The 24,719-nt window shown below is 62.9% G+C and carries 20 protein-coding genes; 11 read left to right on the top strand and 9 right to left on the bottom strand.

Features of this window, described 5'->3' with window-relative positions; translation table 11 throughout:
- The first annotated feature begins 392 nt into the window (after nucleotides 1-392).
- Nucleotides 393-1,835: an ATP-binding protein gene (locus BUC24_RS13885; protein WP_073217097.1), complete on the top strand. Its 1,443-nt coding sequence runs from the start codon at nucleotides 393-395 to the stop codon at nucleotides 1,833-1,835.
- 126 nt (nucleotides 1,836-1,961) lie between these two features.
- On the opposite strand, the gene BUC24_RS26950 is transcribed toward BUC24_RS13885, so the two are convergent.
- The gene (locus BUC24_RS26950) at nucleotides 1,962-2,561 is read right to left on the bottom strand and encodes a response regulator (protein WP_073217094.1); all 600 of its coding nucleotides are present in this window, start codon (nucleotides 2,559-2,561) and stop codon (nucleotides 1,962-1,964) included.
- 102 nt (nucleotides 2,562-2,663) lie between these two features.
- Between BUC24_RS26950 and BUC24_RS13875 the strand changes: the two genes are divergently transcribed.
- Nucleotides 2,664-5,846 carry an AfsR/SARP family transcriptional regulator gene (locus tag BUC24_RS13875; RefSeq protein WP_083598915.1) on the top strand — a complete coding sequence of 1,061 codons (3,183 nt, stop codon included), beginning with the start codon at nucleotides 2,664-2,666 and terminating at the stop codon, nucleotides 5,844-5,846.
- Between the two features lie 9 nt (nucleotides 5,847-5,855).
- Here the strand turns inward: BUC24_RS13875 and BUC24_RS13870 are convergent, their stop codons facing one another.
- The 6 genes from BUC24_RS13870 to BUC24_RS13845 all read right to left on the bottom strand — a co-directional run bounded on the left by BUC24_RS13870 (nucleotide 5,856) and on the right by BUC24_RS13845 (nucleotide 11,898).
- The gene (locus BUC24_RS13870) at nucleotides 5,856-7,124 is read right to left on the bottom strand and encodes a hypothetical protein (protein ID WP_143167512.1); all 1,269 of its coding nucleotides are present in this window, start codon (nucleotides 7,122-7,124) and stop codon (nucleotides 5,856-5,858) included.
- A 134-nt stretch (nucleotides 7,125-7,258) separates the two neighbouring features.
- Nucleotides 7,259-7,540: a hypothetical protein gene (locus BUC24_RS13865; RefSeq protein WP_073217084.1), complete on the bottom strand. Its 282-nt coding sequence runs from the start codon at nucleotides 7,538-7,540 to the stop codon at nucleotides 7,259-7,261.
- A gap of 53 nt (nucleotides 7,541-7,593) precedes the next feature.
- Nucleotides 7,594-7,887: a hypothetical protein gene (locus BUC24_RS13860; RefSeq protein WP_073217080.1), complete on the bottom strand. Its 294-nt coding sequence runs from the start codon at nucleotides 7,885-7,887 to the stop codon at nucleotides 7,594-7,596.
- A 130-nt stretch (nucleotides 7,888-8,017) separates the two neighbouring features.
- The gene (locus tag BUC24_RS13855) at nucleotides 8,018-10,237 is read right to left on the bottom strand and encodes a hypothetical protein (protein ID WP_143167511.1); all 2,220 of its coding nucleotides are present in this window, start codon (nucleotides 10,235-10,237) and stop codon (nucleotides 8,018-8,020) included.
- A 23-nt stretch (nucleotides 10,238-10,260) separates the two neighbouring features.
- Nucleotides 10,261-11,034, bottom strand: coding sequence for a hypothetical protein (locus BUC24_RS13850; protein WP_073217074.1), 774 nt, complete (start codon nucleotides 11,032-11,034; stop codon nucleotides 10,261-10,263).
- A gap of 192 nt (nucleotides 11,035-11,226) precedes the next feature.
- Entirely contained in the window at nucleotides 11,227-11,898 is a 672-nt protein-coding gene (locus BUC24_RS13845; protein WP_178372543.1) for a PEP-CTERM sorting domain-containing protein, read from the bottom strand.
- A gap of 254 nt (nucleotides 11,899-12,152) precedes the next feature.
- Between BUC24_RS13845 and BUC24_RS13840 the strand changes: the two genes are divergently transcribed.
- The gene (locus BUC24_RS13840) at nucleotides 12,153-12,959 is read left to right on the top strand and encodes an alpha/beta fold hydrolase (protein WP_073217068.1); all 807 of its coding nucleotides are present in this window, start codon (nucleotides 12,153-12,155) and stop codon (nucleotides 12,957-12,959) included.
- Between the two features lie 5 nt (nucleotides 12,960-12,964).
- A complete protein-coding gene (locus BUC24_RS13835) occupies nucleotides 12,965-13,657 on the top strand; it encodes a hypothetical protein (protein WP_073217064.1) in 693 nt (230 codons plus the stop codon).
- Nucleotides 13,658-13,667: 10 nt separating this feature from the next.
- On the opposite strand, the gene BUC24_RS13830 is transcribed toward BUC24_RS13835, so the two are convergent.
- A complete protein-coding gene (locus tag BUC24_RS13830) occupies nucleotides 13,668-15,317 on the bottom strand; it encodes a DUF4394 domain-containing protein (RefSeq protein ID WP_073217061.1) in 1,650 nt (549 codons plus the stop codon).
- Nucleotides 15,318-15,523: 206 nt separating this feature from the next.
- Between BUC24_RS13830 and BUC24_RS13825 the strand changes: the two genes are divergently transcribed.
- The 7 genes from BUC24_RS13825 to BUC24_RS13795 all read left to right on the top strand — a co-directional run bounded on the left by BUC24_RS13825 (nucleotide 15,524) and on the right by BUC24_RS13795 (nucleotide 23,576).
- Nucleotides 15,524-17,335 carry a M2 family metallopeptidase gene (locus BUC24_RS13825; protein WP_073217058.1) on the top strand — a complete coding sequence of 604 codons (1,812 nt, stop codon included), beginning with the start codon at nucleotides 15,524-15,526 and terminating at the stop codon, nucleotides 17,333-17,335.
- Nucleotides 17,336-17,401: 66 nt separating this feature from the next.
- Nucleotides 17,402-18,412 (top strand): alpha/beta fold hydrolase, encoded by a 1,011-nt coding sequence (locus BUC24_RS13820; RefSeq protein WP_178372542.1) that lies wholly within the window; start codon nucleotides 17,402-17,404, stop codon nucleotides 18,410-18,412.
- Nucleotides 18,413-18,549: 137 nt separating this feature from the next.
- Nucleotides 18,550-19,314, top strand: coding sequence for a porin (locus BUC24_RS13815; RefSeq protein ID WP_073217052.1), 765 nt, complete (start codon nucleotides 18,550-18,552; stop codon nucleotides 19,312-19,314).
- A gap of 124 nt (nucleotides 19,315-19,438) precedes the next feature.
- The gene (locus tag BUC24_RS13810; protein ID WP_073217050.1) at nucleotides 19,439-20,182 is read left to right on the top strand and encodes a Crp/Fnr family transcriptional regulator; all 744 of its coding nucleotides are present in this window, start codon (nucleotides 19,439-19,441) and stop codon (nucleotides 20,180-20,182) included.
- A gap of 197 nt (nucleotides 20,183-20,379) precedes the next feature.
- Entirely contained in the window at nucleotides 20,380-22,083 is a 1,704-nt protein-coding gene (locus tag BUC24_RS13805) for a PAS domain-containing hybrid sensor histidine kinase/response regulator (RefSeq protein ID WP_073220088.1), read from the top strand.
- Nucleotides 22,084-22,102: 19 nt separating this feature from the next.
- A complete protein-coding gene (locus BUC24_RS13800; RefSeq protein WP_073217047.1) occupies nucleotides 22,103-22,912 on the top strand; it encodes a response regulator in 810 nt (269 codons plus the stop codon).
- A gap of 214 nt (nucleotides 22,913-23,126) precedes the next feature.
- Complete coding sequence (locus tag BUC24_RS13795) at nucleotides 23,127-23,576, top strand: hypothetical protein (protein WP_073217044.1); 450 nt, start codon at nucleotides 23,127-23,129, stop codon at nucleotides 23,574-23,576.
- Here the strand turns inward: BUC24_RS13795 and BUC24_RS13790 are convergent.
- Entirely contained in the window at nucleotides 23,556-24,587 is a 1,032-nt protein-coding gene (locus tag BUC24_RS13790) for an SDR family oxidoreductase (RefSeq protein WP_073216936.1), read from the bottom strand. The genes BUC24_RS13795 and BUC24_RS13790 overlap by 21 nt on opposite strands.
- Between the last annotated feature and the right edge of the window lie 132 nt (nucleotides 24,588-24,719).

Below are 24,719 nucleotides of genomic sequence, written 5' to 3'. Positions count from 1 at the left end.
TGTTCAGTGATCCCGCGCGCGTTCTTCGTCTGCTAGCTTCATGATATAAATGCTCCTGAATGTGAATCGTGAATCGTGAATCGGTAAAAACAAAAAAGGCCCTGAGAGGGCCTTTTTGATTGGATGTCCGGGGACTTAATCTGGGGCGCACTCTCGCGGCCCGGTACGCTGATGGCAGCGTGCCGGGAAGGCGAAGGTAAAAAAGAGGATGTCCAGTGATTTCATGGTGCGAAGGATAATGCCGGCGGCCCCGGTGCGTCAACCAAAGAATTTATATCGCTGTGATTGGCGGCGGCTATCGGGCACGCGTTGTTGCGCGCGCGCCCGTTCTTGACGCGTGCGCACGCACGCTGTTACCTTAGCCGGTTCCTTGTCCTTGTTACGGCCCTCGCATGCGCAGTGCAACCTCCGCTTCCAACGCCGCCGGCACTGGTCCGCACTGGATCGTGTATTCCAATTACCGGCTGCGCACTGCTTTTTTCACGATGGCATTCGTGATCATGGCGATCGAGCTGTGGGGTCAGCCTGGTGCCGGGGCCACGCTGGCCATGCTGATTGTGCCGCTGCTGGCGTACCCGCATCTGGTCTGTCTGCGGGCGCGCCTGGCCGCCGATTCGCAGCAGGCCGAGCTCAATAATCTGGTGCTCGATTCGTTCATGATCGGCCTGTGCATGGCGTCGCTGCATTTCCCCAGCTGGCTGACAGTCACGCTATGGCTGGGCACCTCGCTGAACATTGCCATCAGCCGCGGCGCAGCGGCGATCATCTTTTCGGTGCTGGCTTTCAGCGGCGGTGCCGCGGTGTCGGTGGCGCTGCTGGGCTGGCATTTTGACCCGCACATGAGCCCCATTGGCACCGCCATGTGCGTGGCCGGCATGTCGCTGTTCTTGTTCGTATTTGGTATTTCTTCGCATGCGCGCAATCTGAAGCTGGGCCACACACGGGCCACGCTGCGTGCGCGCGAGCAGCTGCTGCACGCGACCAACCGCGATCTGGAAGGGGCGCTGGCCGCCCTCAAGGACGCCCAGCAGCAGCTGGTGCTGAACGAGAAAATGGCATCGATCGGCACCCTGACCGCTGGTGTGGCGCACGAGATCAACAATCCCGTCAATTTTGCCCACGCCGGTGCCCAGACCTTGGTGCTGTCGATCGAGCAGTTCCGCGCCACCTTGCTGGCGCTGGCCGGCGACGGCGCCGAAGCCGAGACCGAACTGCGTCCCTTGCTGCGGCGCGAAACCGATGAACTGCTGCGCCAGGTCAGCGTAATCGTTGAAGGCACCACCCGCATTCGCGACATCGTCAAGAACCTGCGTGCCTTTTCGCGTCTGGACGAAGCGGCCCGCAAGACGGTGTCGCTGAGCGACACGATCCTGTCCACCGTGCGCCTGGTGCGCATGCACTACGCCGAGACCACCGAAATCGAATGCCTGTTCGAGCGCGATGTGGCGCTGGAGTGCTGGCCGGCCCAGTTGAACCAGGTGTTCATGAACCTGATCATCAACGCCTGCGATGCGATCGGTCAGCGCCAGCGCAGTGGCAATACCACGCTGCCCGGGCGGCTGCAGATTCAGACCCGGATCGAATACGACCGCTTGCTGATCGAATTCGAAGACAACGGCTGCGGCATCAGTCCCGATGCCATCGGCCGCATCTTCGAGCCGTTCTTCACGACCAAGGAAGTGGGGCGCGGTACCGGGCTGGGTCTGGCCATTTCGTACGGTATCGTGCGCAAGCATGGCGGCGACCTGCGTGCGCGTTCGGTGCCGGGGCAGGGCAGCTGCTTCACGGTGGCGCTGCCGCTGGTGCCGCCGGCACAGGGCGAAGGCGCCGTTTAATTCCTCATGGCAACGGTTTGATGCACTACGGATGATGTACGGATGGTGTTTTTGCGTTTAACAAAACAACAACTGACACCACACCCGTATGCATCTATGGCAACATACGAGCCGGTTACGCTTGTGTCAGGCGGCCTCGCTGCTGCGCAATGCCAGCAGCTGGGCTTCCAGCGCGGCCAGCTCACTGTCCGCATCGTCGGCCTGGCGCTGCAAAGCGGCCAGCGCAGGCGGGGGTGCGCTGTGAAGGTCCGCCAGGGCGGTGTGCCATGCCTGACGCTGCACGTCCGCCTTGAACGAGGCGGCTGCACAGCGCACCGTGAGCAAAAATTCGGGCGCATCGAAAGGCTTGGCCACGAAATGATAAATTTTGCCCTTGTTGATGGCATCGATGATGGCATCGATATCGAGGTAGCCAGTGACCAGGATGCGGCGTGCATCGGGCAGCAGGCGCTGCATGCGCTCGAACAGCTGCACGCCGCTCATGCGCGGCATGCGGTGGTCGCTGATGATGCAGGCCAGCGCTTGCGGCGCGCGTATCGCCTCGGCCAGTGCCAGTGCTTCTGGACCGTTGCCCGCTTCGATCACGTGAAAGTGCGGGCGCAGGATGGTGGCCATGACGGAGACATTGGCGTCCATGTCGTCGACGATCATGACGCTGGGGCGGTTGGCGCTCAGCGCTGGCTGGGCACCGAGAGCGGCGAGATTGCTGGTCTTGAAGTTGGACATAGGCTGGAATGGAAGTGAAAAACGGGCGCAGGCAGCGATACCAGGTGATCGCTTATTGTATCGGTGAATCGGCGAATCATTCCACGGAACGGTGAAACAAGGATGGGCACTAGCGCGAACATGGTGATGGCCAATGCCATCGATACCCGAATACCGGCCTACGTCAAGTTGAGCCGGCCGCGCCTGCATCAGCCCATGGCGCGTGCACGCCTGTTTGCACTGCTCGACCGTTTGCGCGCCAACCATCCCGTCATCTGGCTGGCCGCGCCGCCCGGATCGGGCAAGACGGCGCTGGCCGGAACCTGGCTGCATCACGCCGCGGCGCCGGCACTGTGGTGCCAGCTGGATCAGGCCGACGCCGATCCTGCCACCTTGTTCTTTTATCTGGCTGAAGCAGTGCGCACCATGCCAGGCGCCATGCCCTGGGAGGCACCGGGCGGCGCAGACCAGAGCCGCCTGTTCTTCCGTACCTTTTATTCGCGTTTGCCAGCCGGGTCCATCGTCGTGTTCGATAACGTCCAGGACGTGGACTGGCAGCATACGGGCAAACTGCTCGAGCATGCGTTCAGCGAGGTGCCGCAAGGCGTGACAGTGCTTGCCGTCAGCCGCGATGCACCGCCCGCCACTCTGGCGCGCATGGAACTGAACAACCGCCTGGCCGTCGTCGGATGGGATGATTTGCGTTTCAATCCGGTGGAGGCGCGCGTGCTGGCACGCCTTGACAGCGAGGCTGTGCCGGCCTGGCTCGATCACGCCGATGGCTGGGCGGCCGGTATTGTGATGCTGCGCACTCTGGCGCGCGATGAGGGCCCGGGACCATCCGATGCCGGCATCGGCAACGACGCCGTGTTTCGCTACTTCGCCGGCGAAATTCTGCAACGCCTGCCGGCAGCGCGCCAGCAGCTGTTGCTGCAACTGGCTTGTCTGCCGCAGGTGTCGGCCGCCGAAGCGGTGGCCCTGACCGGCGAACGCGAAGCAGCACATCTGCTTGAGAGCCTGTACACCCAGCGTCTGTTCATTGCGCGCAGCGGCGGCGGGGAACAGGCCCGGTTCCAGTTCCAGCCCCTGTTTGGCGCCTTCCTTCGGCGCGAGGCGAGTGCGCGCCTCGATCCCGCGCAGCGTCAGCACTTGATGGTGCGCGCCGCCGCGATTCTTGACAGCCAGGGGGACGTGGGACAGGCCGCAGCGTTGCTGCAGCAGGCTGGCGCCGGCGAAGCGCTGGCCGCTTTGCTGCTGCGCCATGCCCCAACGATGATTGCCGCTGGCCGGGGCGAGGCATGGCGGCAGGCGATGAGCTGGCTGGACGCCGATGTGGTCGAGGCCCGCCCGTGGCTATGGTACTGGCATGCCCTGTCCCTGCAAGCGGCGCGTCCGCTGCACGCGCGCAAACTGCTGATGCGCACCGAGCGCGAATTTGCGCGCACCGGCGCCGCTGTCGCGCGCCTGCTGGCGCTGGCCGCCATCATCGACACGCACGACGGCGAGTGGAGCGATCCGGCATCGCTGCCGTATTGGGCAGGGCAGTTGTCTGCTGGCCTGGCTGACATCGATCTGCATCTGCTTGAGCCGGACCAGGACCTGCGCCTGCATGCGCGCCTGGCGGGCGCCTTGCTTGCCTGTGCACCCGAGTCACCCCTGCTGGCGCCTGCGGCCGAACGCGCCCTTCAGGCGATGGCGCTGGTGGACAACGCCGCGGCACTGCTGGCGGCGGCCCAACTGCTGCTGCCTTTTTGCGACTGGCTCGACAGTCCTGCCCGCGCCAATGCACTGATCGCCCAAATCGCCAGGATCGACGATGATCCCGCGCTCGACCCGGCACAGCTGGTGCGTTGGCACACCCAGGTGGCGCGCTGGTACAGCAAGGAAGGCGACGACGGCCAGGCACAGCGCAGTACCACCAGTGCCAGGCGCATTGTCAGCCAGTCGGCCTTGCCGCTGCTGCTGTGCCAGACGCTGGAAATCGAACACCTGCTGCGAACCGGCGAACTGGCGCAGGCCCGCGCTCTGCTCGACCAGCTGCTTGCGGCCATGGCCACGGCATCGAAGCGCGAGCAGGCCGAAGGCAGTGCGCTGGAAGGCCACTGGCGCGCCTTGTCGGGTGACCTCGATGGCGCGACCCGGTGCGCACACGATGCGCTGCGATTGACCCAGGAAGCCGGTATGGCGCCCTACGAGCGGGCGCGGTTCGAGGCATTCCTGGGCGCCTGCCTTGCCTGGAGCGGCGAACTGGCCAGCGCCTTGCGTTATTACCAGGGCGCTGCAGCAGCGGCCTATGGCGTCCAGGGACGCCAGCTGCGCGAAGAATGCCGCTTCATTGAAGCGTATGCCTGCTGGCAGGGTGCCCATCCCGAGGCCGGCATGGCCCTGTTGCGTGATGCCCTGGAAGCGCATCGCGCGCGCGAATGCGCCAGCCTGTTTTCGATGGTGCCTCAGTTGGCTGCCCGCATTGCCGCACTGGCCCTGCAGCACCAGATCGAAGTGCGCCATGTACGCGCTTTGATCCTGCGTCAGAATCTGCCAGCGCCTCGCCGCTGCGTGCCTGGCTGGCCATGGCCAGTGGCCGTGCGCACGCTGGGCAGTTTCGAAATGGCGATCTTCGGCGAACCGGTGGTCTGGAGCGGCAAGTCGCAGCAGCGTCCATTGGCCCTGCTGAAAAGCCTGGTCGCAGCCGGGGAGGGCGGCCGCACCCAGCAAACCTTGCTGGCCCAGTTGTGGGGCGATGCCGATGTCGCCAAGTCGGCGCTCAGCGTCACCGTGCATCGGCTGCGCAAGCTGCTGCAGTTCGACGACGTGATTTTTGTCTCTGGTGGCCGGATTCGCTTGTGCGGCGTGAAAGTATGGTCCGATCTGGACGCGCTGGCCGAGATCGTGGGTGACATCGCCACCATGCCCGTCAATGTTGGCGACGCGCGCCTGCGCCAGGCTGGGGCGGCGCTGCTGGACCTGTATCGCGGGCCCTTCTTCGACGGTGGTGACGAAAGCTGGATTCTGCCCGAGCGCGAACGCGCCCGCCATCTGTTCCTTGGTGCGGCCGGCCAGCTGGGCGAGCGGCTTGAAGCTGGCGGCGCCTGGGCTGACGGCCTGGCGCTGTATCAACGTGCGCTGGAGACGGAACCTTTGTCGGAAGCGAACTACCGCGGTGCCATGCGCTGCGCCCATGCGCTCGATGGCATCGCCGCCGCCTTTGCCGTCTACCGCCGCTGCCGCGAAACGCTCTCGATCCTGCTTGGGATCGTGCCCTCGCCCGAGACAGAGAAACTGGCCGTCTCCCTCGGCCTCAAGTAAGCAGGACGCTTACTTCCACTCGCTCAGTGGAATGGTCAGGCCATCCGGCTTGTCCAGCCCGGAAAGGGCGAATTTGCGCTGTGTCGCCGTGTAGTAGGTTTTGCTGATCCAGGAAGGGCCGCAGTAACTCATCACGTTGTTGCGCTCGGCCAGTGGCACAATCACATTCTGCTCAGCGTCGTAACCGTATTCTCCAGCCGCGCCGATGGGCGCGCATGCGACATGGCCCAGTCCAAAGTTGTGGCCCAGCTCATGCTGCACGTTACCCGAGCGCCAGGCGGTCGGATTGGCCGCACCCATCGCGGTGGCCACGGTGCCCGGCATGAACGAGTTGCCTGTGGTGGTACTACCCAGCGGCGAGTGCGGGATGAAACCGATGTAATGACCGTGATTGCCTTCTGCGATACGCAGCTTGTTCACTTCACCGAGCATCAGCCCCCAGTTGCCGCGCATGGTGGTGGCGCCGGTCAGCGTGTACGGTGCATGCAGGCGCACCTTCACATCCGACAGCGGATACATCGCCATCAAGGTGGCGCGAATCGCGGCCCGCGTGGCTGCCTGGCCATTGCCGCTGCGGGGCAGCAGTGCCGTACCTTCGGTCGCAGTCGTGACCGGCACGGCGGTCACGTACATGACGGTTTCCGGATTGACTGCCGGTGCCAGGTCGGCGCTGTTGTTGGCCGGGGTAGGATCACTTGCCAGGCCATCCGGGTTGACCACAATACTCACCTTCAGGCCCGGTTTGACCCAGATGGCCTTGAGCGGGAACACATAGTTGTCGGTGATGCTGGCGCGCGACACGCTGGCTTTGACGGTAACGGGCCCTGTCATCAGGCCGGTGCCGACCAGCGCACCAGCGGCATTGGTGATATTGATGCGCACCTTTGGCGCCGGCTTGTCCGCGCCGGCTGTGCGGACGAGGGCGCGAATTTGTACGGCGCGCGCGGTGGTCAATGCAAAGTCCGGGTCGCCGGTCTGTTGAACGACCGGTTCGAGCCAGTCGACGCTGTCGAGGATATAGTCGTCGCCGGCGACGGCTGGCACCGCAGGCGCCACTGGCACGGTGGCCTGCGGCGGCGGGGTATCGCCAGATTCAACAGGACGCACACCGTCGACACTGGTCTGGTTGACAGGTTCTGGTGGAACGCTCGGACTGGGCGTGGCCGCCATGGTCGGTGTCGGGGCCGCCGCTGGAAGCGGGGCGGGCGAACCGCCATCGCCGCAGGCGCTCACCAGGGATATCGCCGCAAGCAGCGGCACGCATCGCATCACACTCATTCCACACCCGTTCCGTCGTAGGTCACTCGACCTAAAAGTGGGCAAGGATATATGCAATGTGTATGAAATGTCAATACATGTAAAAACGACCCGGTCGCATGCGCGAGCGGGTCGTCGGACTTAAAGGATGCTGATTATTTCGATGCTGCTGGTGCGGCTTCGGCTTTCACTTCGGTCTTCACTTCAGCAGCTGCCTTCTTTTCGGCTTTGTGCTTTTTCTTGGTGTGGACTGGCGCAGCCTTGGTGTCGGCAGCAGCGGCAGCTTTTACTTCCGGTGCTGCGACTTTGGCGTCGGCCTTGACTTCTGCCTTGGCGGCAGGCGCGGCGACTGGCGCAGGCGCGGCTGCCGGGGTTTGTGCCAGTGCGGTGCCAGCGGCGAACAGGGTCGAGATCAGTGCGAGGGCAATCTTGTTCATGGAGCGTTTCCTTTAAGTCGAAAAGTAGTCAGTGCGTATGCGATGAATCTGGATTACTTGGCTGCGGCCGGTGCTGGCGCTGCTTCGACTTTGGCGTCGGTCTTCACTTCAGCGGCGGCTTTCTTTTTTGCCTTGTGCTTGGTTTTTACCGGAGCGGCTTTGGTGTCGGTGGCCGCTGCTGCTTTCACTTCTGGCATAGCGACTTTGGCGTCGGCCTTGACTTCCGCTTTTGCTGCAGGTGCTGCAACGGCAGCTGGTGCTGGTGCGGCGGCTGGTGCTGGCGTTTGTGCCATTGCGGTACCGGCGACGAACAGGCTGGAGATCAGGACGAGGGCGATTTTGTTCATGTTGTACTTCCTTCAGGTCGTTGTATCCGGGAGCGTTATTGCTGCCTGGTGCTCAATTAACGCCGCCCGGTTTCAATCGGTAGACAGCCGTTACAACTCTTACAAATCGCCGCGTCCCGCACATCAAAGCTTAATAATAGTAGCGGGTCTTGGCCGTCCATTCGCTCTTGGGGAACTGCTTGTGCAGGAACTCGAAGGCCTGCTTCGAATACTTGGGCGCTGCCGCTTCCGGTGCGCCCGCACTGCATTCGTTGCGGGTGGATGCGATCAGGAAGTGCAGCGCTTTTGGCGCTTCGGGATCGGCCTTGTTCTGGCGCGCCCATTCAATCACTTGCGGGATCAGATAAGAACTGCGGCGTGGCAGTTTGCGCAGTTGCGCTTTTTCTTTCTCTACCTGGGTGCGTTCCTCGGCCGTCAGGAACGCGGGTGAAATGAGATCCATGCCGTCGTCGCCGGCCTGGCTGCCATAGCAGGCCCAGTAGTCGCTGCGGCCGTAGGACTTGTCGTCCGTGCCGACATGCGGCACCAGTTCCGGCGCATTGGCAAGGATCAGCAGCGCTGCATCGCGCTTGGCCTCCGGGGTCGTCGCTTTCTTGAAGCGCTCATACAGGTGGCGCGTGCTGGCGCGCGTCTTGGCCACTTCATCGGTGAGGCCATCGGCCACCGCGTATTGGCCGAGCAGCACTGCACGGGTCCAGATCATGTCTGCGCTGCTGGCCTGTTCCGACGCGGGCAGCGAAGGCTTCAGGCGCACCAGAGCCGTCAGCGGCAGGTGCAGTTCGAGGTGGGCGCGCAGATCGGCGTCGAATTGCGGCGCGGCGTTCACGCCTTCTTCCTGTTCGGCTGGGGTGCGCGCTGCTGCTGCCAGCGCTGCGTCAGCGCTGGGCGCGCTGACCATCTTCAGGCGCAGCAGACGGTTGCGGGTCGATACCGATCCCGCTGTCTTGAGCAGCGCGCTGACGATGGCGTCGGCTTCCCTGGCTTTGCCCTCGGCCAGGGCCATGCGCGCCAGGTGGTATTGCAGCGTGACGTAGGCGGGCGAATCGGCCTTGATGGCGCTCGCGGCCTTGCGCTCGGCCGGTTTCAGATCGGTGCTGCGGGCGTTGGTCAGCACGGCCACCAGCCAGACGGTTTCATGTCCCTTGTCCCACTGGGCGCGGGCCAGCGCCAGAGCGTCGCTGCGGCGCTTGGCTGCCTCGCCGCTTGCATCGCTGCTGTAGGGGTCGACCGCGCCTGCCTGCATCACACCGATCCACGCGGTGACCGGATCGGACGCGGAGGCCAGCTTCGCTTCCAGGCCATCCATGAGCACCAGGTAGTCGGTGAGCATTTGCGGCGTGGCGGCGGTGATCGGGTCGACTGCCAGCGCGGCGGACAGCTCGCGGCGCCGCTCTTCAGGGCGCAGACGTACGTCGATCCAGCTGACCAGGGCCTTGGCCGGCGCATAGGTGGCGCCAATGGCGGCCATTTCGGTACGAGCCTGGCCCAGGCGTTCCTTGAACAGGCGCTTGTCGGCGTCGGTCTCGGGCGCACCTGGGACCGCGGTGGCGCTGCGAATCAGCGCGCGTGCGGCGAGGTATTTGCCCAGTGGCTGCCATGGGGAGGCGGTATCACCTGCAATGGCCAGGAACTGGGTCCGCGCATCGGCATAGCGGCCGGCGTAGAAGTGGGCAGCCGCGCGCTGATATGCGTAATCCTTCTGCAGCCACACTGGTGATTTGGGCGGCAAGGCGGGCGGCAGGATCAGTGGGCGTACCAATGGCACTGTGTTTTGCGCTGCCTGCGGCATGGTCGGGCTGCAGTTGGCAAACACGGCGTCCTGGTTGGCCAGCCAAACGGCCGCCAGTTGAGGGCCGCCCTGCGTCAGGCGCTGGGCCAGCGTTTTGCTGGCGCGGTCAAAGGCGTCGGACGGACAATTGAAGATGGTGTTGAAGTCGCCTACTTCTGCGGCGATGCCAATTTCAACCGGCGCGGCACCCTTGATGGCAAGGCGCGCTTTCTTCCATGCGGCGATGCCGTTTTCGTCCTCGCTCGAGAATTCCCAGCCACCGGGCCGGTCGCCCACGTTGAATCCATCCACCTTCAGCGTAGCCAGTTCCGCCTTCGACAGTGCATGTCCGGTCAGTGCACGGTAGGCCAGGAAGTGGTACACGCGCCAGTAGGATGGCACCACCACGCCCAACCGGCCAGTGGCGTAGTCCTGCAGTTCCGCTACCGCCACATAGTGTTCGGGCATGAAGCGATTCGCGATATAGCCATCGCCGCCGCTGGCGTGCACGGTGCCGCAGAAGGAAAACAGGCCAATGGCCATCAAGGCCGAGGCAGTGCGCAAGAGAGAAGGTCGAAACATGTCGTGATCCCAGGGTTGCAAAATTATTGAATACGGCGCCACGTGGCCTGGTCCCAGGCACGAGGCGAAAAAAAGTAGCGGCGGACGCTGCGCGCCGTGATGGGTGCTTCGTCAGTCGCCATGCCCAGCGCGGCGCCGCAGCGCGGGCGCGTGAATGCGCCCTTGTCAGCCAGCAGGGTACGGATGCGGCTGTCGTCGCTGGCCATGCGGAAGGCCATGGGCACGATCTCGTCGGCCGCAAGGCCGGCGATCCAGTAGTCGCCCGCGCACCACGACGCCAGCGCGGTGGCTGACAGCGCGACATCGGCAGGCAGGCGGCGCCGGCTTTCGGCCAGCACCTCGCGCAGGAACGCACGCTGCGACGCGCGCACTTCAAAATCGAGCTGCACCACGCGTGCAGAGCTGCGCTGCGCCTGTTGCAGCACTTGTTCGACAATCAGGTCGCGCTGGATGGTGTTGAGCGTGGGTGGCGTGCGCCAGGCGGCGTCTACGTGCACCATCGGCACCACTACCGAACCTGGAGGCACGCGCAGGGGATAGGCGCGCCGGCGCAGACGGCCTTCGGCGCCCACCAGTTCCACCGTCACGGCGACGTACGCAACGCCCACGCCCGGTGGCAGCCAGCGCAAGTCTTCAGGGCGTTCCCAGGCCCATAGCATGGTCGAGGGCAAGGCGGCGAGTGCCGAGGTGGTGCTGGCGCGCGGGGTGTCGGCTGCCATCAAGAGCAGCAATGCAGCCAGGGCCGCCGTGGCATAGCGGCGCAGCCGTGCCGGATGAAGCGCAGCCTTGATGGTCATCAGGGCGTCGTTTGCGCAGATGCGTGGCGCATGGATGGTGCAGGTCCCGCCTGGGCCGGGGCATGGTGCTGCGGTGACGAGTTGGCAGATAAGCTGGTGCGGTGCATTCGCGTGCGCGCTGGAAGCAGGTGCAGGAATTATATGCCAGGCCAGCGGAAAAACGGGAAGGCAGTGCCTTCCCGTTGGCGGCGGTTACTGCGCTGCGGTTTTGCGGCGGCGGGTCAGGGCCAGGCCAGCCATCCCCAGCCCGAACAGGGCCATGCTGGCCGGCTCCGGCACGTAGCTGGGTGCAAAGGTCGAATACAGCTGCGAGATTTCTGTCTGGCCGATGTTGGTCAGATCGTACAGGCCGGTCATGGCGTATTTGGTGGCCGACGTATCGAGGAACATGAAGTAGCTGCTGGTGTCGGCGAACAGGCCACCACCGGCGATGTTGGCGAAGTCGAAGTTGACCTGGCCGCCCGGCCCGGGGAACAGTAAGGCTGTCAGGGGCGAGGTGTCACCCGTGCCGTCGATGCGCCAGTTGGCATCGTAGGTGGGGGTGAAGAATTCGCCGATGCGGAACGACTGGATCGGGCTGCCCGAACTGGCATCGCTGACCACGCGCCAGTAAAAGTCGAGCGTGCCGTCCAGGTTGGAGCGCACCACGCGCGATTGCACCGTGCCGCTGATGACGCCGCCGTTGGCGACAAAGGAAAACGCCTGCACTGTGTCTTCCAGCACCACCCCGGCCAGCTGCGGATCCAGGATAGCCGTCGTGCCCGGCAGCGAAACGGGCGTGAAAATCGGCAGGACAACGGCACTCGCGCTGGCGGCGGCCAGCATCAGACTTGCTGCGATCAATGTTTTTGTTAGTCTCTTCATGGCAATCTCCGAAAAATGACGGCCCACCAGATGATGCGGCCGGTAAAGCCGCCTGTTTATGCATCTTGCATACATAAGGACAAGCGACGTTGTTTCTTGGAAGCTTTTTATTATTTACTCGACAACTTTTCGATTATAGGCTTCGTATTTACCAATGCAAGAAAAAATTAAAAAAATGGCATCGTGCGGACACATCAGGGACTTGTATAATTTGTAAATACGGCTGCGAGTGCGCCGGCAACCATTGGAGTTCGATGTCCGCCCTCATACGTCATCACGTCCATTGCAGTGGCAGTGGTGCTGTCACCCTGGTGTTTGCACACGGTTTTGGCTGCGACCAGACCATGTGGCGCTTCCTGGTTCCCCACTTCGAACACTGCTGCCGGATCGTTTTGTACGACCTGACCGGCTGCGGCCAGTCCGACCTTGGCGCTTACGACTACACTCGCCACGCCAGCCTGCATGGGCATGCGGACGATTTGCTCGAGGTGATCGACGCGGCTTGCGATGGACCCGTGATCTTCATCGGTCATTCCGTGAGCGCGATGATTGGCATGCTGGCAGCGATTCGCCGCCCCCAGCGGTTTCTGGCCCAGGTCATGCTGGGGCCATCGCCTTGCTACATCAACGACGACGATTACGTGGGTGGCTTCAATGCCGAAGACATCGACGGCATGCTGGCGCTGATGCAGCGCCAGCTGGACGACTGGACGACTGCGATGGCGCCTGTCATCATGGGTGCGACGGCGCAGCCCGCGCTGCAAGCGGAGCTGGCCAGCCGCTTCAGGCGCAACGATCCCGCGATCATGCGCCATTTCGCGCGCGTGACATTTTTGTCCGATCATCGCCGCGATCTGGCTGCCTCGCGGGTGCCGTCGCTGATCCTGCAATGCAGCGACGACATGATCGCGCCGCAGGAGGTCGGCCAATATCTGCATGCGCATCTGGCTGGCAGCACGCTTGCCATCATCGGCAACGTTGGTCACTGCCCGCATATGAGCGCGCCCAGTGCCAGCGTCGACGCAGTGACGGCTTTTTTTAAAGTACACGGATTGATTTGAACGATATGAGTGATGAACAACTGGCCTACCGCGCCACCACCGAAGAGGCGTGCGCCTGGCTGGCCGAACGCACCGGCAGCCCCTGGTCGCTGGCACGCATGATTGAAGCGGGCATCACGCCGTACGTGTGGCTGGACTACGATGCGAGCCGGCCGGAGATGTTTGGCGACGCCAACGGCGGATACGCGGCGCCGATCTTTTTCGAAGGCGACACCACGCGCCTGGCGCAGGGCAGCGCCGATGTGCTGATCACCATGACCAAGGACGTGCACCAGCTGGTCGTCAAGCTCGAGGCGCCCGGATTGCGGCGCGCGCTGCACGAACTGCGGTTTCTGCGCAAGGATGTGGAAAAGCTGGCCCGCCCGGTGGTGGCGGCCAAGCCGGTACCGGCCGCCGAATCGAAAGTGGGGATCAACGCCGACCAGGTGCTGGCCGCCTTTGGCGCGATGGTCAGGATTGACCTGGCAGCGGCACTGGCAGCTGGCGAGGGCATTTTTGGCGACGAAGGCGCGCGCATCAAGGGCAGCGCCAGAAAAGGCAAAAGCAAGACCATGTGGCACCCGGTCACGCTGGCGCTGGGCCTGAACGATATGTACCGGGTACCACTGCCGCGCTTGAGCAAGGCCTTCCAGTCGCACGATGTGCTGTACGACTGGGCGCGCGACTGGGAGCTGTCCCTGTCCTTGCTGCGCAACTAGCCTGCCAGACTTACTTTAGCACGATGGCCAGGTCGCTCAGGCCGATGCTGCCATTGCCAACGGCGGAGGTGGCCGGCGTGGCGGCGCCATTGATGGGCGTGGCGGCACCGGTGGCCAGGTCGACCCGGTAAATCAGGCTCGGGCCAGCAGCGCTGGTGCGCAATGCAGCCAGCACCAGGCCATTGGCGCCGCCCGCGATATCGATACCCACATCACCCGAGACGTCCACACCCAGCGCGCCGACATTGGTCAGCGTGCCGTCATTGGGCGGATTTTGCAGTGCCAGGCTGTCGCTGCTGGTATCGACATCGAACAGCATGGTGCTGGTGGTGCCGGCAAAGCTGTTGGCGTAGGCTGCTGCGCTCACCACCGGGGTGGCGCCGCTGCGGTTGATGGCGCCATCGGTGGTGGTAGCGCCGCTGTCAACGTTGATACGCAAGCTCTGGCCGCTGTCGCTGATCACGCGCAGGCGATCGGCAACGGGGTTGAAGTCAACCGCAAACTGGGTGCCGGCAATGGCGGCATACGGCGCTGTCAGGTCGGCAGCGTCGGCAGCGAGCGTGCTTTTGGCCGTGGCCACACCAGTAACAGGGTCAATGGTCACAATGCGTGCGGCCGAAGTAATGCCGTACAGCGTGCCGTCTTTGGGACGCACGTCGAAGCCGAGCAGCTTTTCGCCGGCATTCAGACCGCTCAACGCCACATCGGTAGCCAGGGTGCCGGGCGTGGCAGGCTTGAAGCCGACAATGCGCGCGCCATCGGTCAAGCCATACACCATGGGAGCGGCCGGCGTGCGCACGGCGATGCCGGTCACGTCTTCGGTCACTGCCAGCGCCGTAACCAGGGTGGCCGCGTTGGTGCTGGCCGCCAGATCGATGGCATACAAGTTACGGGCGCCGCCCACTGTCAGGACCGCGTAGCCCTTGTTGTTGCGCGCGTCGATGTCGAAGCCGCCGCTGGCGCTGGCAGTCACGCCCAGTGAGACCGGTGCGCCCAGGGTGCCGTTATTCGGTGGTGACTGGATGAACAGGGCGCCGCTGGCTGCATCGATCACGTACAGGGTGGTGGCGCCAGTGCCGGCAAACGCATTGGTGTAGGCTGCGGCGCCGAGCATGGTGCCGGCTGGGCCGCCATTGATGTCGCCATCGGTGGTGGTGGCGCCGGTATCGACGTTGATGCGCAGGCTTTGGCCTGTATTGCTGACCACGCGCAGCCGGTCGGCCACGGGGTTGAAGTCGACACCAAAGCTGGCGCCGGCCAGCATGGCATAGGGCGCGCTGGCGTCGGCGGCATCGGCCAGCATGGCCGCCTTGAACGTGAGCGCGCCGGTGGCTGGATTGACGGTATAAATGCGGCCGGTGCTGCCGACCCCGTATAGCATGCCGTCCGCCGGACGGTAGTCGATGCCGATCAGGCTCTCGCCGCTTTGCAAGCCACTGACGGCCACGGCGGTCTTGATGGTCGCGGCGCTGGCCAGGTTGAACGTCACCAGCTTATTGCTGGACGTCAATACAACGGTGTCGCCTGCTTCAGCCACGGGCGCGGGCGCCGGGGGCGCCGCTGGTGCGGGCATATTCATGGCGCCGTTGTCGCTGCCGCAGGCAGTCAGGGCAAAGGCAAGCGCCAGGGTGGCACTGAGGGAAAGTCGGGTGGTTTGCATGGTCGTGGCCTCGCTTGGGTTGGGGAAGTCGTGGTGGTGGCGTATGCCCGTTTTTCCGGGGCACCCATGCACATACGCAAGTAGTTGTAAATCGGATGCAATTTTTTTGACGAGAACGGCACACAGCCGCGCCATCGGTGCTGGCCCATGTTTTAATACCGGTCTGCCGCGCCGCCGAGCGCGAGGACAACAACAGGGGATATTGCATGCAACAAAAACTTTTAACCTTCCTGATTGCCGCGCTGGCCAGCGGTGCCGCCCTGGCTGCGCCCAAGACCGCTGCGCCGACGGTGGCCGAAGCGGAGCGCTTTGTGGCCGAGGCCGAGGCGCGCCTGAAGCAGCTGGAAATCAATGCCGCGCGCGCCGACTGGGTCTACCAGACCTTCATTACCGATGACACCGAAGCGATCACGGCGCAGGCCGGCGAACAAAAGCTGACCGCCGCCGGCGAGCTGGCGCTCAAGGCCCGCCGCTTCAAGGGACTCAAGTTGCCGGAAGCGACCGCGCGCAAGCTCAAGCTGATGCAATTGACGCTGATGCTGTCGGACGCAGGCGACCGGGAAGCGTTCACGCGTCTGTCGGCCGGCCTGAACGGCGCGTACGGCAAGGCCAAATATTGCCCCAAGCTGGCCGATGGCAGCACCGGTCCTTGCATGCCGCTGGGCCAGCTGGAAAAAATTCTGGCGGAAAGCCGTGATCCGGCACGCCTGAAGGAAGTCTGGCTGGGCTGGCACCAGCAGGCACCGGCCTACAAAGACCGCTATGTCGAATACACGGCGCTGTCCAACAAGGGCGCGCGCGAGATGGGCTTTGCCGATACGGGCGCACTGTGGCGTTCGCTGTACGACATGCCGCCAGCAGCCTTCGAAGCCGAAATGGAGCGTTTGTGGCAGCAAGTCAAGCCGCTCTACGATTCCCTGCACACTTACACACGTTACAAGCTGCGCCAGAACTACGGCGCGGACGTGGTGCCGGCCACGGGTCCGATTCCAGCCCATTTGTTTGGCAATATGTGGAGCCAGAGCTGGAACAATCTGTATCCGATGCTCAAGCCGGCCGCAAGCAAGGATACCTACGACCTGAGCCAGACCCTGGCCGCACGCAAAACCAGTGCGGTCGACATGACCAAGTATGCCGAGCGCTTCTACACCTCGCTGGGCATGGAGACGCTGCCGCCCACGTTCTGGGACCGTTCACTGCTGACCAAACCGCAGGACCGCGAAGTGGCCTGTCACGCTTCGGCCTGGCCGCTCGACGGTCAGCTCGATGTGCGCATCAAGATGTGCATTACACCGACGGCCGAAGATTTCCGCACGATTCACCACGAGCTGGGGCATATCTATTATTTCCTGGCATACCGCAAGCAGCCTTTCCTGTTCCAGAACGGCGCCAATGACGGCTTCCATGAAGCCATCGGCGACACGGTGGCGCTGTCAATCACGCCCGATTACCTCAAGCAGGTGGGCTTGAAGGAGGGCGCGGTGGATGCCGGCGACGATATCGGCCCGCTGCTCGACCGTGCACTGGGCAAGGTGGCTTTCCTGCCGTTTGCCTATCTGGTCGACAAATGGCGCTGGGACGTGTATTCGGGCAAGACCAAGCCCGCGGATTTCGACAAGACCTGGTGGGCGCTGCGCGAGCAGGTGCAGGGTGTGAAGCGTCCGGCGCCAATGACCGAAGGCGGCTTTGATGCTGGCGCCAAGTACCACGTCGCGGCCGATACGCCGTATGCGCGCTATTTCCTGGCAACCATGCTGCAGTTCCAGTTCCATCGCGCACTGTGCCGCGAGGCAGGGTATGTGGGACCGCTGAACCGTTGCTCCATTTATGGCAACAAGAAGGCCGGCGACAAGCTGCAGGCCATGCTGGCCATGGGCGCCAGCAAGCCCTGGCAGGAAGCACTCAAAGCGGTCAGCGGCGAAGACAAGATCGATGGGCAGGCACTGCTGGAATATTTCGCACCGCTCAAAGTCTGGCTCGACGAGCAGAACAAGCAACTAGCTGCACAAACAAAATAGGTTCAAAGCTAGAATAAAGTGGCGGACAGTAATGTAACTGTCCGCCATTTTTTTATGGGGATACCGATGCTTGATTTTGTTATTCGTAATGCCTGTTTAACGCTGGTAGCGGCAGTGGCCTTGCCTGCGCTTGCGCAAGTGCCAAACGCTGATGCACAGCGGCCGTTTGCCCAGCCGCAGCAGATGGTGGACATCGGCGGACGCCGCTTGAATTTATATTGCAGCGGCAGTGGCCCGGTGACGGTGGTGTTTGATTCACCGTCGGGCGATGCCGGATGGAGCTGGTTCAAGGTCCAGCCGCAGGTGGCCAAGCGCACGCGTGCCTGCGTGTACGACCGGGCCGGCCTGGGGTTCAGCGATCCGTCGCCACGGCCTGGCACGGCAGGCAACGCGGTGGACGATTTGCACCGCTTGTTGACTGCCGCTGCCATCGCGCCACCGTACGTCATGGTCGGCAATTCCTACGGCGGCGGCATCGTGCAACTGTACACCTACCGTCACCGCGCCGACGTGAAGGGACTGGTACTGGTCGAGGCACAGCATGAAGACGAAACCGCGCGTCTGGACCGTGCGTCCGGTGGAAAGCTGCAAGCCATGTATGACATGCAGGCGGCTGCCAGCAAAGCATGTGCCAGCGCTGCGGAAGCGGGCTTTGTGCCGGGTTCGGCGATGTGGAACAACTGCATCGGCCCGATGCCGGCGGACACCAGCCGCGCGCTGGGCGCCGCCCAACTGGCTGAGCGGCATTCCGCTGCGTTCTGGCGCGCCGCACAATCGGAAAACTCCAATTTTGCCGTTGGTGACGCCGAGTTGCGCGCCGCACGTGGCCCCTGGGGCGATTTGCCCCTGCTGGTCTTGTCGCGTGGCGTGAGTCCCTATGCCATTCCCGGCAAGCCGCAAAGCGCCCTCAACAAAGCTGTGGAAATGGAAAATCTTGCACTGCACAAGGAAATGGCCGCGCTGTCCACACGCGGAAAACAGCGTGTTGTCGCGGGCGCGGGACACCTCATCCAAATCGATCGTCCGGATGCGGTGGTGGCGGCGATCAGTGATATATTGGATGAACTGCAGCGCTGATTGGTTTCTTGTGTGGGGTAACTGACAGAGCAGTGCAGGCAAAGAGAGGATAAAGGTAACAAGCGAAACAATTTATCTGCTGGAGTCCTCTCATGAAACCTGTCTGCCTGTTTGCTGTTGTCCTTGGTGCTTGCACTATGAGCGCTGTCGCACAAACAAATCAGGTGTACAGCGCAGATCTTTCCGCGCCAAAGCCGCATCAGCGGTTTAAGCTGGTAGACGCCAGCAGCCTGATCGAGCCTGGCATGGCCGATTCGGCCACCAAGGTGTTCGGTTACCCCGGTAAGCGCATGGGGCTTGACAACGTCAGCACCGCCCGCGCGGTCAACATGTACGATATTGAGCGTGAGGCACGCAACAGCCGCGCCTGGGGCGTGTCGGTCGGTGTCAAAACCGGGCCGGTTACCTTCCGTGCTGCCCATCAAAACAAGGCCGTTGGCAAAATCGCCCCGGCGATGCCGCTTGGCACCAGCATCGACGCCAAAAATACCATTGTGGCAGCCAATGTCGACATCGGGCCCGTCAAGGCATACACGGCCTATAGTGCCAGCCGCGGCTGGGGTAGTTCGCCGCTGTGGAATCCGGACAATCCTTACGGCGCAGCCATGGCCACCACGCCCAGCACCGACAGCCGCGATGTGCTGGTCGGCATGGCCGTGCCGGCAGGGCGCCACACCACGCTGCTGGCCTCGTTCGTGCGCAAGAACGACCGTGACCTCGCCAATCGCGATGCTGACCAGTTCGCGCTGGGAGGCACCTACACCTTGTCGCGCAAAACCGATTTCTACGCTGCCTACTCGCATATCCGCATGCACAACAGCATGGATACCTTGCTCGGCCGTGGCGGGGCCTCCAGCAGCGGCTTTTCGGCCATCAATGTGGGGATGCGCCGCTCTTTCTGAACGCTAAGTTCGGTACCGAACATACAGTGTGTCCGGAATGAAATACATTCCGGTGTGAAAGCACGAGAAGTGCTACCCTGTCTGTCTACCTCACTTACGCCGCTGGAAGCATCGGTTTCATCTCATGTCCAGCAAGCCTGTCTCCAATCCGAATCAGAATCATCTTCTCGCCGCCTTGCTCGACGCCGAGTTTGACCGCCTGTCGCCACATCTGGAGCTGGTCCCCATGCTGCTGGGTGACGTTTTGTATGAGTCGGGCGGCAAGCTCCATCATGTCTACTTCCCCACCACCGCGATCATCTCGCTCCACTATCTTTTGGAAAACGGCGGATCGTCCGAAATGGCGGGCGTGGGCAATGAAGGCGTTCTGGGCGTGTCGCTTTTCATGGGTGGCAATACCACCCCCAGCCGCGCCATCGTGCAAACGAGCGGGTATGGTTACCGTTTGCCGGTCAAGATTCTGATGGAAGAATTCAACCGCGCCGGCCCCGTCATGCGTCTGCTGCTGCGCTATGTGCAAGCATTGCTGACCCAGATGGCGCAAACCGCTGTTTGCAACCGCCACCACACGGTGGAGCAGCAATTGTGCCGCTGGTTGCTGCTCACGCTCGACCGTTTGCCCGGCACCAGCCTGACCATGACCCAGGAACTGATCGCCAACATGCTTGGCGTACGGCGCGAGGGTGTGACCGAAGCTGCCGGACGATTGCAGGGCTATGGCTACATCAGTTACCGGCGCGGGCATATCTCGGTGCTGGACCGGGCCGGTCTGGAACGCGACGTGTGCGAATGCTATGGCGTCGTCAAAAAAGAATTCGCGCGTTTACTGTCGGATGTGCGCCAACGCCAGGAAGGCATCACATCATGAAGAAAATGCTGCACGACGTATCGGTCGAACGCTTGATACTGGCTGGCTTTGCCGCCACCCTGACGGTACTGCTGTTGGTCGCCTCGATCGCGCTCAATCACGCGGTCGGGTCCGAGGGTGCGGTCAACCTGATCAAGACCAGCGTGATTCTGTTGCTGCTGTTTCTGGCGCTGCTGGCAGTACGGGTGGAAAAGGCGATGCGCATTCGCTCGAACGTGGAGCGCACCTTGCACGACGCGCCCATGTTCAAGGCCGGTGCGCTGCAGGACGCCATTTTCAATAGCGAGAATTTTTCCAGCATTGCCACCGATGCTCAGGGCGTGATCCAGATTTTCAACGTCGGGGCCGAACGCATGCTCGGTTATGTGGCGACCGAAGTGGTGGACAAACTGACGCCCGCGGCCATCTCCGACCGCGACGAGCTGATTGCACGTGCGCTGGCGCTGAGCGAGGAACTCGGTGTCGAGATTCGTCCGGGCTTTGAAGCGATGGTGTTCAAGGCGCGCCGCGGCATCGAAGACATTTATGACCTCACCTACATCCGCAAGGATGGCAGCCGTTTTCCTGCGCTGGTATCGGTGACGGCCCTGCGCGACGCCAATGGCAGCGTGATTGGCTACCTCTTGATCGGCACCGACAACACCTTGCGCAAGCGCGCCGAAGCAGCCCAGGCTCTGCTGGATCAGCGCCTGCTGGTGTCCAACGCGGAGCTGGAAAAAGCACGCGCCGTGGCCGAAAAGGCCAACCTTGCCAAGTCGGAGTTCTTGTCTTCCATGAGCCACGAGCTGCGCACGCCGCTCAATGCGGTACTGGGCTTTGCCCAGCTGATGGCGTCGGACACGCCACCGCCGCGGCCGTCCCAGCAGCGCTCGATCGACCAGATTCTCAAAGGCGGCTGGTATCTGCTTAGCCTGATCAACGAAATTCTGGACCTGGCCATGATCGAATCGGGCAAGGTCACCATGTCGCAGGAATCAATGTCGGTGGGCGAAGTGCTCAACGACTGCCAGGGCATGATTGAACCGCAGGCCGCCAAGCGCGGGATCCGGCTCGAATTTACCAAGCTCGATAAAAAATTCTATGTCCATGCCGACCGCACCCGAGTCAAGCAGGTGATGATCAACCTGCTGTCGAACGCAATCAAGTACAACACGGTCGGCGGCGCCGTCACCGTCAAGTGCAGCTTGAGCGGCGTGGACCGCGTGCGCATCAGCGTACAGGATACGGGCATTGGCCTGGGGCCCGATCAGGTTGCACATCTGTTCCAGCCGTTTAACCGTCTGGGGCAGGAAAATAGCGGCGAGGAGGGCACCGGCATTGGCCTGGTCGTCACCAAGCAGCTGGTCGAACTCATGGGTGGGGTCATTGGCGTCGAAAGCAGCATTGGCGTGGGCACCGTGTTCTGGGTCGAGTTTGCAGCGTCGGAAGCACCGCGTCTGCTGATCGACAACGCCGACGAGCTGGCGCTGGAGCGCCGCCAGAACATGCCGCACAAGAGCGAGGCCGATGGCCAACCGACACTGCTGTATGTGGAAGACAATCCAGCCAATCTGGCGCTGGTTGAACAGCTGATTGCGCGTCGCGGCGATCTGCGCATCCTCACTGCCATCAATGCCAATCTGGGCATCGAACTGGCGCGCGCCTATCTGCCCGACGTGATCCTGATGGACATTAACCTGCCGGGCATGAGTGGCTACGATGCGCTTGAAATTTTGCGCGCCGATCCGGCCACCCATCACATTCCGGTGCTGGCCCTGTCCGCCAATGCCATGCCGCGTGACATAGAAAAGGGCATGGCTGCGGGCTTCTTCCGCTACCTGACCAAACCAATACGCGTACGTGAATTCATGGAGGCGCTGGACGTCGCTCTGGAGCACGCAGCCACCACCAGCCAGAAATGAAGTTCTTCGAGAGTTCACCATGTTAGAAGTATCCGAAATTCGCCGTGCCCGTATTCTGATTGTCGATGACCAGGAAGCCAACGTCATGCTGCTCGACCAGATGTTGCGGCACGCCGGCTATACCGAGATCACCACCACGCAGAACCCGACCACGGTGCGCGCGCTGCATCAGGAACACCGCTACGACCTGATTTTGCTGGACTTGCAAATGCCGGTGATGGATGGCTTTCAGGTGATTGAAGCACTCAAGGACGTCGATCCCGGTGGCTACCTGCCGGTGCTGGTCATCACCGCGCAGCCCGGGCACAAACTGCAGGCGCTGAAGGCGGGCGCACGCGATTTTGTCAGCAAGCCCTTCGATCTGGTGGAAGTGCAGACGCGGATACAAAACATGCTTGAAGTGCGCCTGCTGTACCAGCGCCTGAGCGACTACAACCGCCATCTGGAACAGGCGGTCCAGGAGCGCACGGCCGAACTGCGCGCCAGCGAAGCACGCTTCCAACGCTTTACCGAATTGTCGTCCGACTGGTACTGGGAACAGGATGCCAGCGGCACGCTGACGCGATTTTCTGGACCGGTGGCCGATATGCTGGGCATTGGCGCGGAGCAGGGCGCGAGCGCGGGATGGAATGCCGAAGAACGCGCACAGCTTGACGCCAACATCGCCAGCCGCCAGCCGTTTCTCGATTTTGTGTACACCCGCACCAGCAGCAGCGGCAAGGTGCAGTACCTGCAGGTGAGCGGGGAGCCCATGTTCGATAGCGAGAGCCGCTTTGCCGGTTATCGCGGCGTGGGCATGGACGTGACCGAGCGCATGACGCGCCGCTAAGGCCGTTGTTGCCGGACGGTGCGGGCGCCTGGATAAATGCCGCCACATCGCCCTCGCGAAGGCGGGGGCCCATTCCATGTACCCGAAGTTATTCAACATGATATGGGCGCCCGCCTTACCGAAGGCAATGCGGCTTGATCCTCCCCCGCGCCATGATTGCCAAAATTTCGGTAGCCTGTGAGAACGTTCTCACTTACCGATATGGAGGTTAATTATGGCAGGCAACAGTACTCTCGATCCCGACAATTTCCCTGATCCACCAGACCGCAGTCTGGGCATTGGTCACGGCACCGGCGCCCTTGGCCCCAGCGATTCTTCCGACAGCGGTAGCGACCTGGTCGGGGCGGCCGGCCTGGCCGGTGAAGAAGCGCTCGATCTCGATACCGGCACCACGTCCGACCTTGAAGCCAGCACGGCAGGCGGCACAGCCGGTCCCGACGTGGGCGACGCCAATCTCGACAGCGACAGCGATTCCGGCGGCACCGGCGAACGCGCGGCGGCCGGCCGCGACACCGTGGTGCGCGACGGTGCCGACATTGATGTCGACCACATCGAAGCGCTGCCCGACGTGCCGCTGGACGACGACGATGTCGAGTTTCTCAACACTGCACCGCCCGGTGCCCCACGGGCCCGCCCAGCAGGCTCAGAGCACGGCAAGCGCTGATTGCTTGCCGCGCGCGTGCATCCGCCACGCCGCATAGGCGGCGCCCCCGCTCAGCAGTGCCAGCAGTAATGGCTTGCTGCGCAGCGAGAGCGCCGTGTAGGGAGCCGACTCGGCCACCTTGGGCGTACTGCCCAGGCGTTCGCGCAAGGTTTGTGCGGGGTCGCTCTGGTGGAGGGCGTCGCTGCGGGCGCGGACGCTGGGCTGCTCGCCTTGCTGCTGCTTGAACATGGTGGCGGACATGTATTTGTCCATGAGTGCCGGCATGTGAAAACCGCCCAGCGACACCGCCTTGGCGGCGCCACCCACGAACACGTCGCGCTTGGGATGCTCGGCCGCGAACAAAATGGCCTTGGCCGCCAGCTCCGGTGCGTAGATGGGCGGCGGCAAGGCCGGTTCCCGCTCCATGTAGTTGCGTGCGTGCACGGTAAACAGCGTATCGATCGCGGCTGGCTTGACCAGGGTGACCGAGACCGGCGCTTTTTCGTGTTCAAGCTCCATGCGCAAGGCGTCGGTAAAGCCTTTGACCGCATGCTTGGAGGCCGAATACATGCCCTGCAGCGGCACGGCCCGGTCCGATACTTCACTGCCAAGGTTGATCAGGGCGCCGCCGCGCGCCTTGAGATGCTTGACCGCTTCCAGTGAGCCATTGACCACGCCCCAGAAATTGGTATCAAACAAGCGCCGGTGATCTTCCGGATGAACTTGCTCAAGCTGACCGAATACGGACACCCCGGCATTGTTGATCCAGGTATCGATGTGGCCAAAGCGCGCCAGCGCCTTGGCAGCAATGCGCGCCACGTCATCGATCTGCCCGACATCGGCCACCACGGTGGCCACGGCGTCGCCACCGAATTCCTGCTCCAGTTGGGCCAGCGCATCGCCATTGCGGGCCGCCAGCGCCAGGCTGGCGCCGCGCCTTGCGGCCGTGCGTGCCGTGGCCAGTCCGATGCCGCTTGTGGCGCCCGTAATGACAATCACCTGTTGCTGCAAAGGTTTGAGTCGAAACTTCATGCCTGCCTCCCGATGGTGATGGGTATAGGTGGAAGACAGTCGACAGGGTAATTTCGTTCCCTTGGCGCGCTGTTGATTACTGCGCAGCGGGCAGCAGGCAGACAGCACTTCTGCGTGTTGGGCAACAGATTT

It is taken from the genome of Massilia sp. CF038, from assembly GCF_900129765.1.
In the GTDB taxonomy this organism is placed as follows: domain Bacteria; phylum Pseudomonadota; class Gammaproteobacteria; order Burkholderiales; family Burkholderiaceae_D; genus Telluria_A.
Note: the sequence above shows the minus strand (reverse complement) of the source record. Positions and strands in the feature narration are given on the sequence as shown.

What these genes read in the sequence shown, in the direction of transcription:
- BUC24_RS13885 (WP_073217097.1), top strand. Translation starts at nt 393, where the DNA reads ATGCGCAGTGCAACCTCCGCTTCCAACGCCGCCGGCACTGGTCCGCAC.
- BUC24_RS26950 (WP_073217094.1), bottom strand. Translation starts at nt 2,561, where the DNA reads ATGTCCAACTTCAAGACCAGCAATCTCGCCGCTCTCGGTGCCCAGCCA.
- BUC24_RS13875 (WP_083598915.1), top strand. Translation starts at nt 2,664, where the DNA reads ATGGGCACTAGCGCGAACATGGTGATGGCCAATGCCATCGATACCCGA.
- BUC24_RS13870 (WP_143167512.1), bottom strand. Translation starts at nt 7,124, where the DNA reads ATGAGTGTGATGCGATGCGTGCCGCTGCTTGCGGCGATATCCCTGGTG.
- BUC24_RS13865 (WP_073217084.1), bottom strand. Translation starts at nt 7,540, where the DNA reads ATGAACAAGATTGCCCTCGCACTGATCTCGACCCTGTTCGCCGCTGGC.
- BUC24_RS13860 (WP_073217080.1), bottom strand. Translation starts at nt 7,887, where the DNA reads ATGAACAAAATCGCCCTCGTCCTGATCTCCAGCCTGTTCGTCGCCGGT.
- BUC24_RS13855 (WP_143167511.1), bottom strand. Translation starts at nt 10,237, where the DNA reads ATGTTTCGACCTTCTCTCTTGCGCACTGCCTCGGCCTTGATGGCCATT.
- BUC24_RS13850 (WP_073217074.1), bottom strand. Translation starts at nt 11,034, where the DNA reads ATGACCATCAAGGCTGCGCTTCATCCGGCACGGCTGCGCCGCTATGCC.
- BUC24_RS13845 (WP_178372543.1), bottom strand. Translation starts at nt 11,898, where the DNA reads ATGAAGAGACTAACAAAAACATTGATCGCAGCAAGTCTGATGCTGGCC.
- BUC24_RS13840 (WP_073217068.1), top strand. Translation starts at nt 12,153, where the DNA reads ATGTCCGCCCTCATACGTCATCACGTCCATTGCAGTGGCAGTGGTGCT.
- BUC24_RS13835 (WP_073217064.1), top strand. Translation starts at nt 12,965, where the DNA reads ATGAGTGATGAACAACTGGCCTACCGCGCCACCACCGAAGAGGCGTGC.
- BUC24_RS13830 (WP_073217061.1), bottom strand. Translation starts at nt 15,317, where the DNA reads ATGCAAACCACCCGACTTTCCCTCAGTGCCACCCTGGCGCTTGCCTTT.
- BUC24_RS13825 (WP_073217058.1), top strand. Translation starts at nt 15,524, where the DNA reads ATGCAACAAAAACTTTTAACCTTCCTGATTGCCGCGCTGGCCAGCGGT.
- BUC24_RS13820 (WP_178372542.1), top strand. Translation starts at nt 17,402, where the DNA reads ATGCTTGATTTTGTTATTCGTAATGCCTGTTTAACGCTGGTAGCGGCA.
- BUC24_RS13815 (WP_073217052.1), top strand. Translation starts at nt 18,550, where the DNA reads ATGAGCGCTGTCGCACAAACAAATCAGGTGTACAGCGCAGATCTTTCC.
- BUC24_RS13810 (WP_073217050.1), top strand. Translation starts at nt 19,439, where the DNA reads ATGTCCAGCAAGCCTGTCTCCAATCCGAATCAGAATCATCTTCTCGCC.
- BUC24_RS13805 (WP_073220088.1), top strand. Translation starts at nt 20,380, where the DNA reads ATGCGCATTCGCTCGAACGTGGAGCGCACCTTGCACGACGCGCCCATG.
- BUC24_RS13800 (WP_073217047.1), top strand. Translation starts at nt 22,103, where the DNA reads ATGTTAGAAGTATCCGAAATTCGCCGTGCCCGTATTCTGATTGTCGAT.
- BUC24_RS13795 (WP_073217044.1), top strand. Translation starts at nt 23,127, where the DNA reads ATGGCAGGCAACAGTACTCTCGATCCCGACAATTTCCCTGATCCACCA.
- BUC24_RS13790 (WP_073216936.1), bottom strand. Translation starts at nt 24,587, where the DNA reads ATGAAGTTTCGACTCAAACCTTTGCAGCAACAGGTGATTGTCATTACG.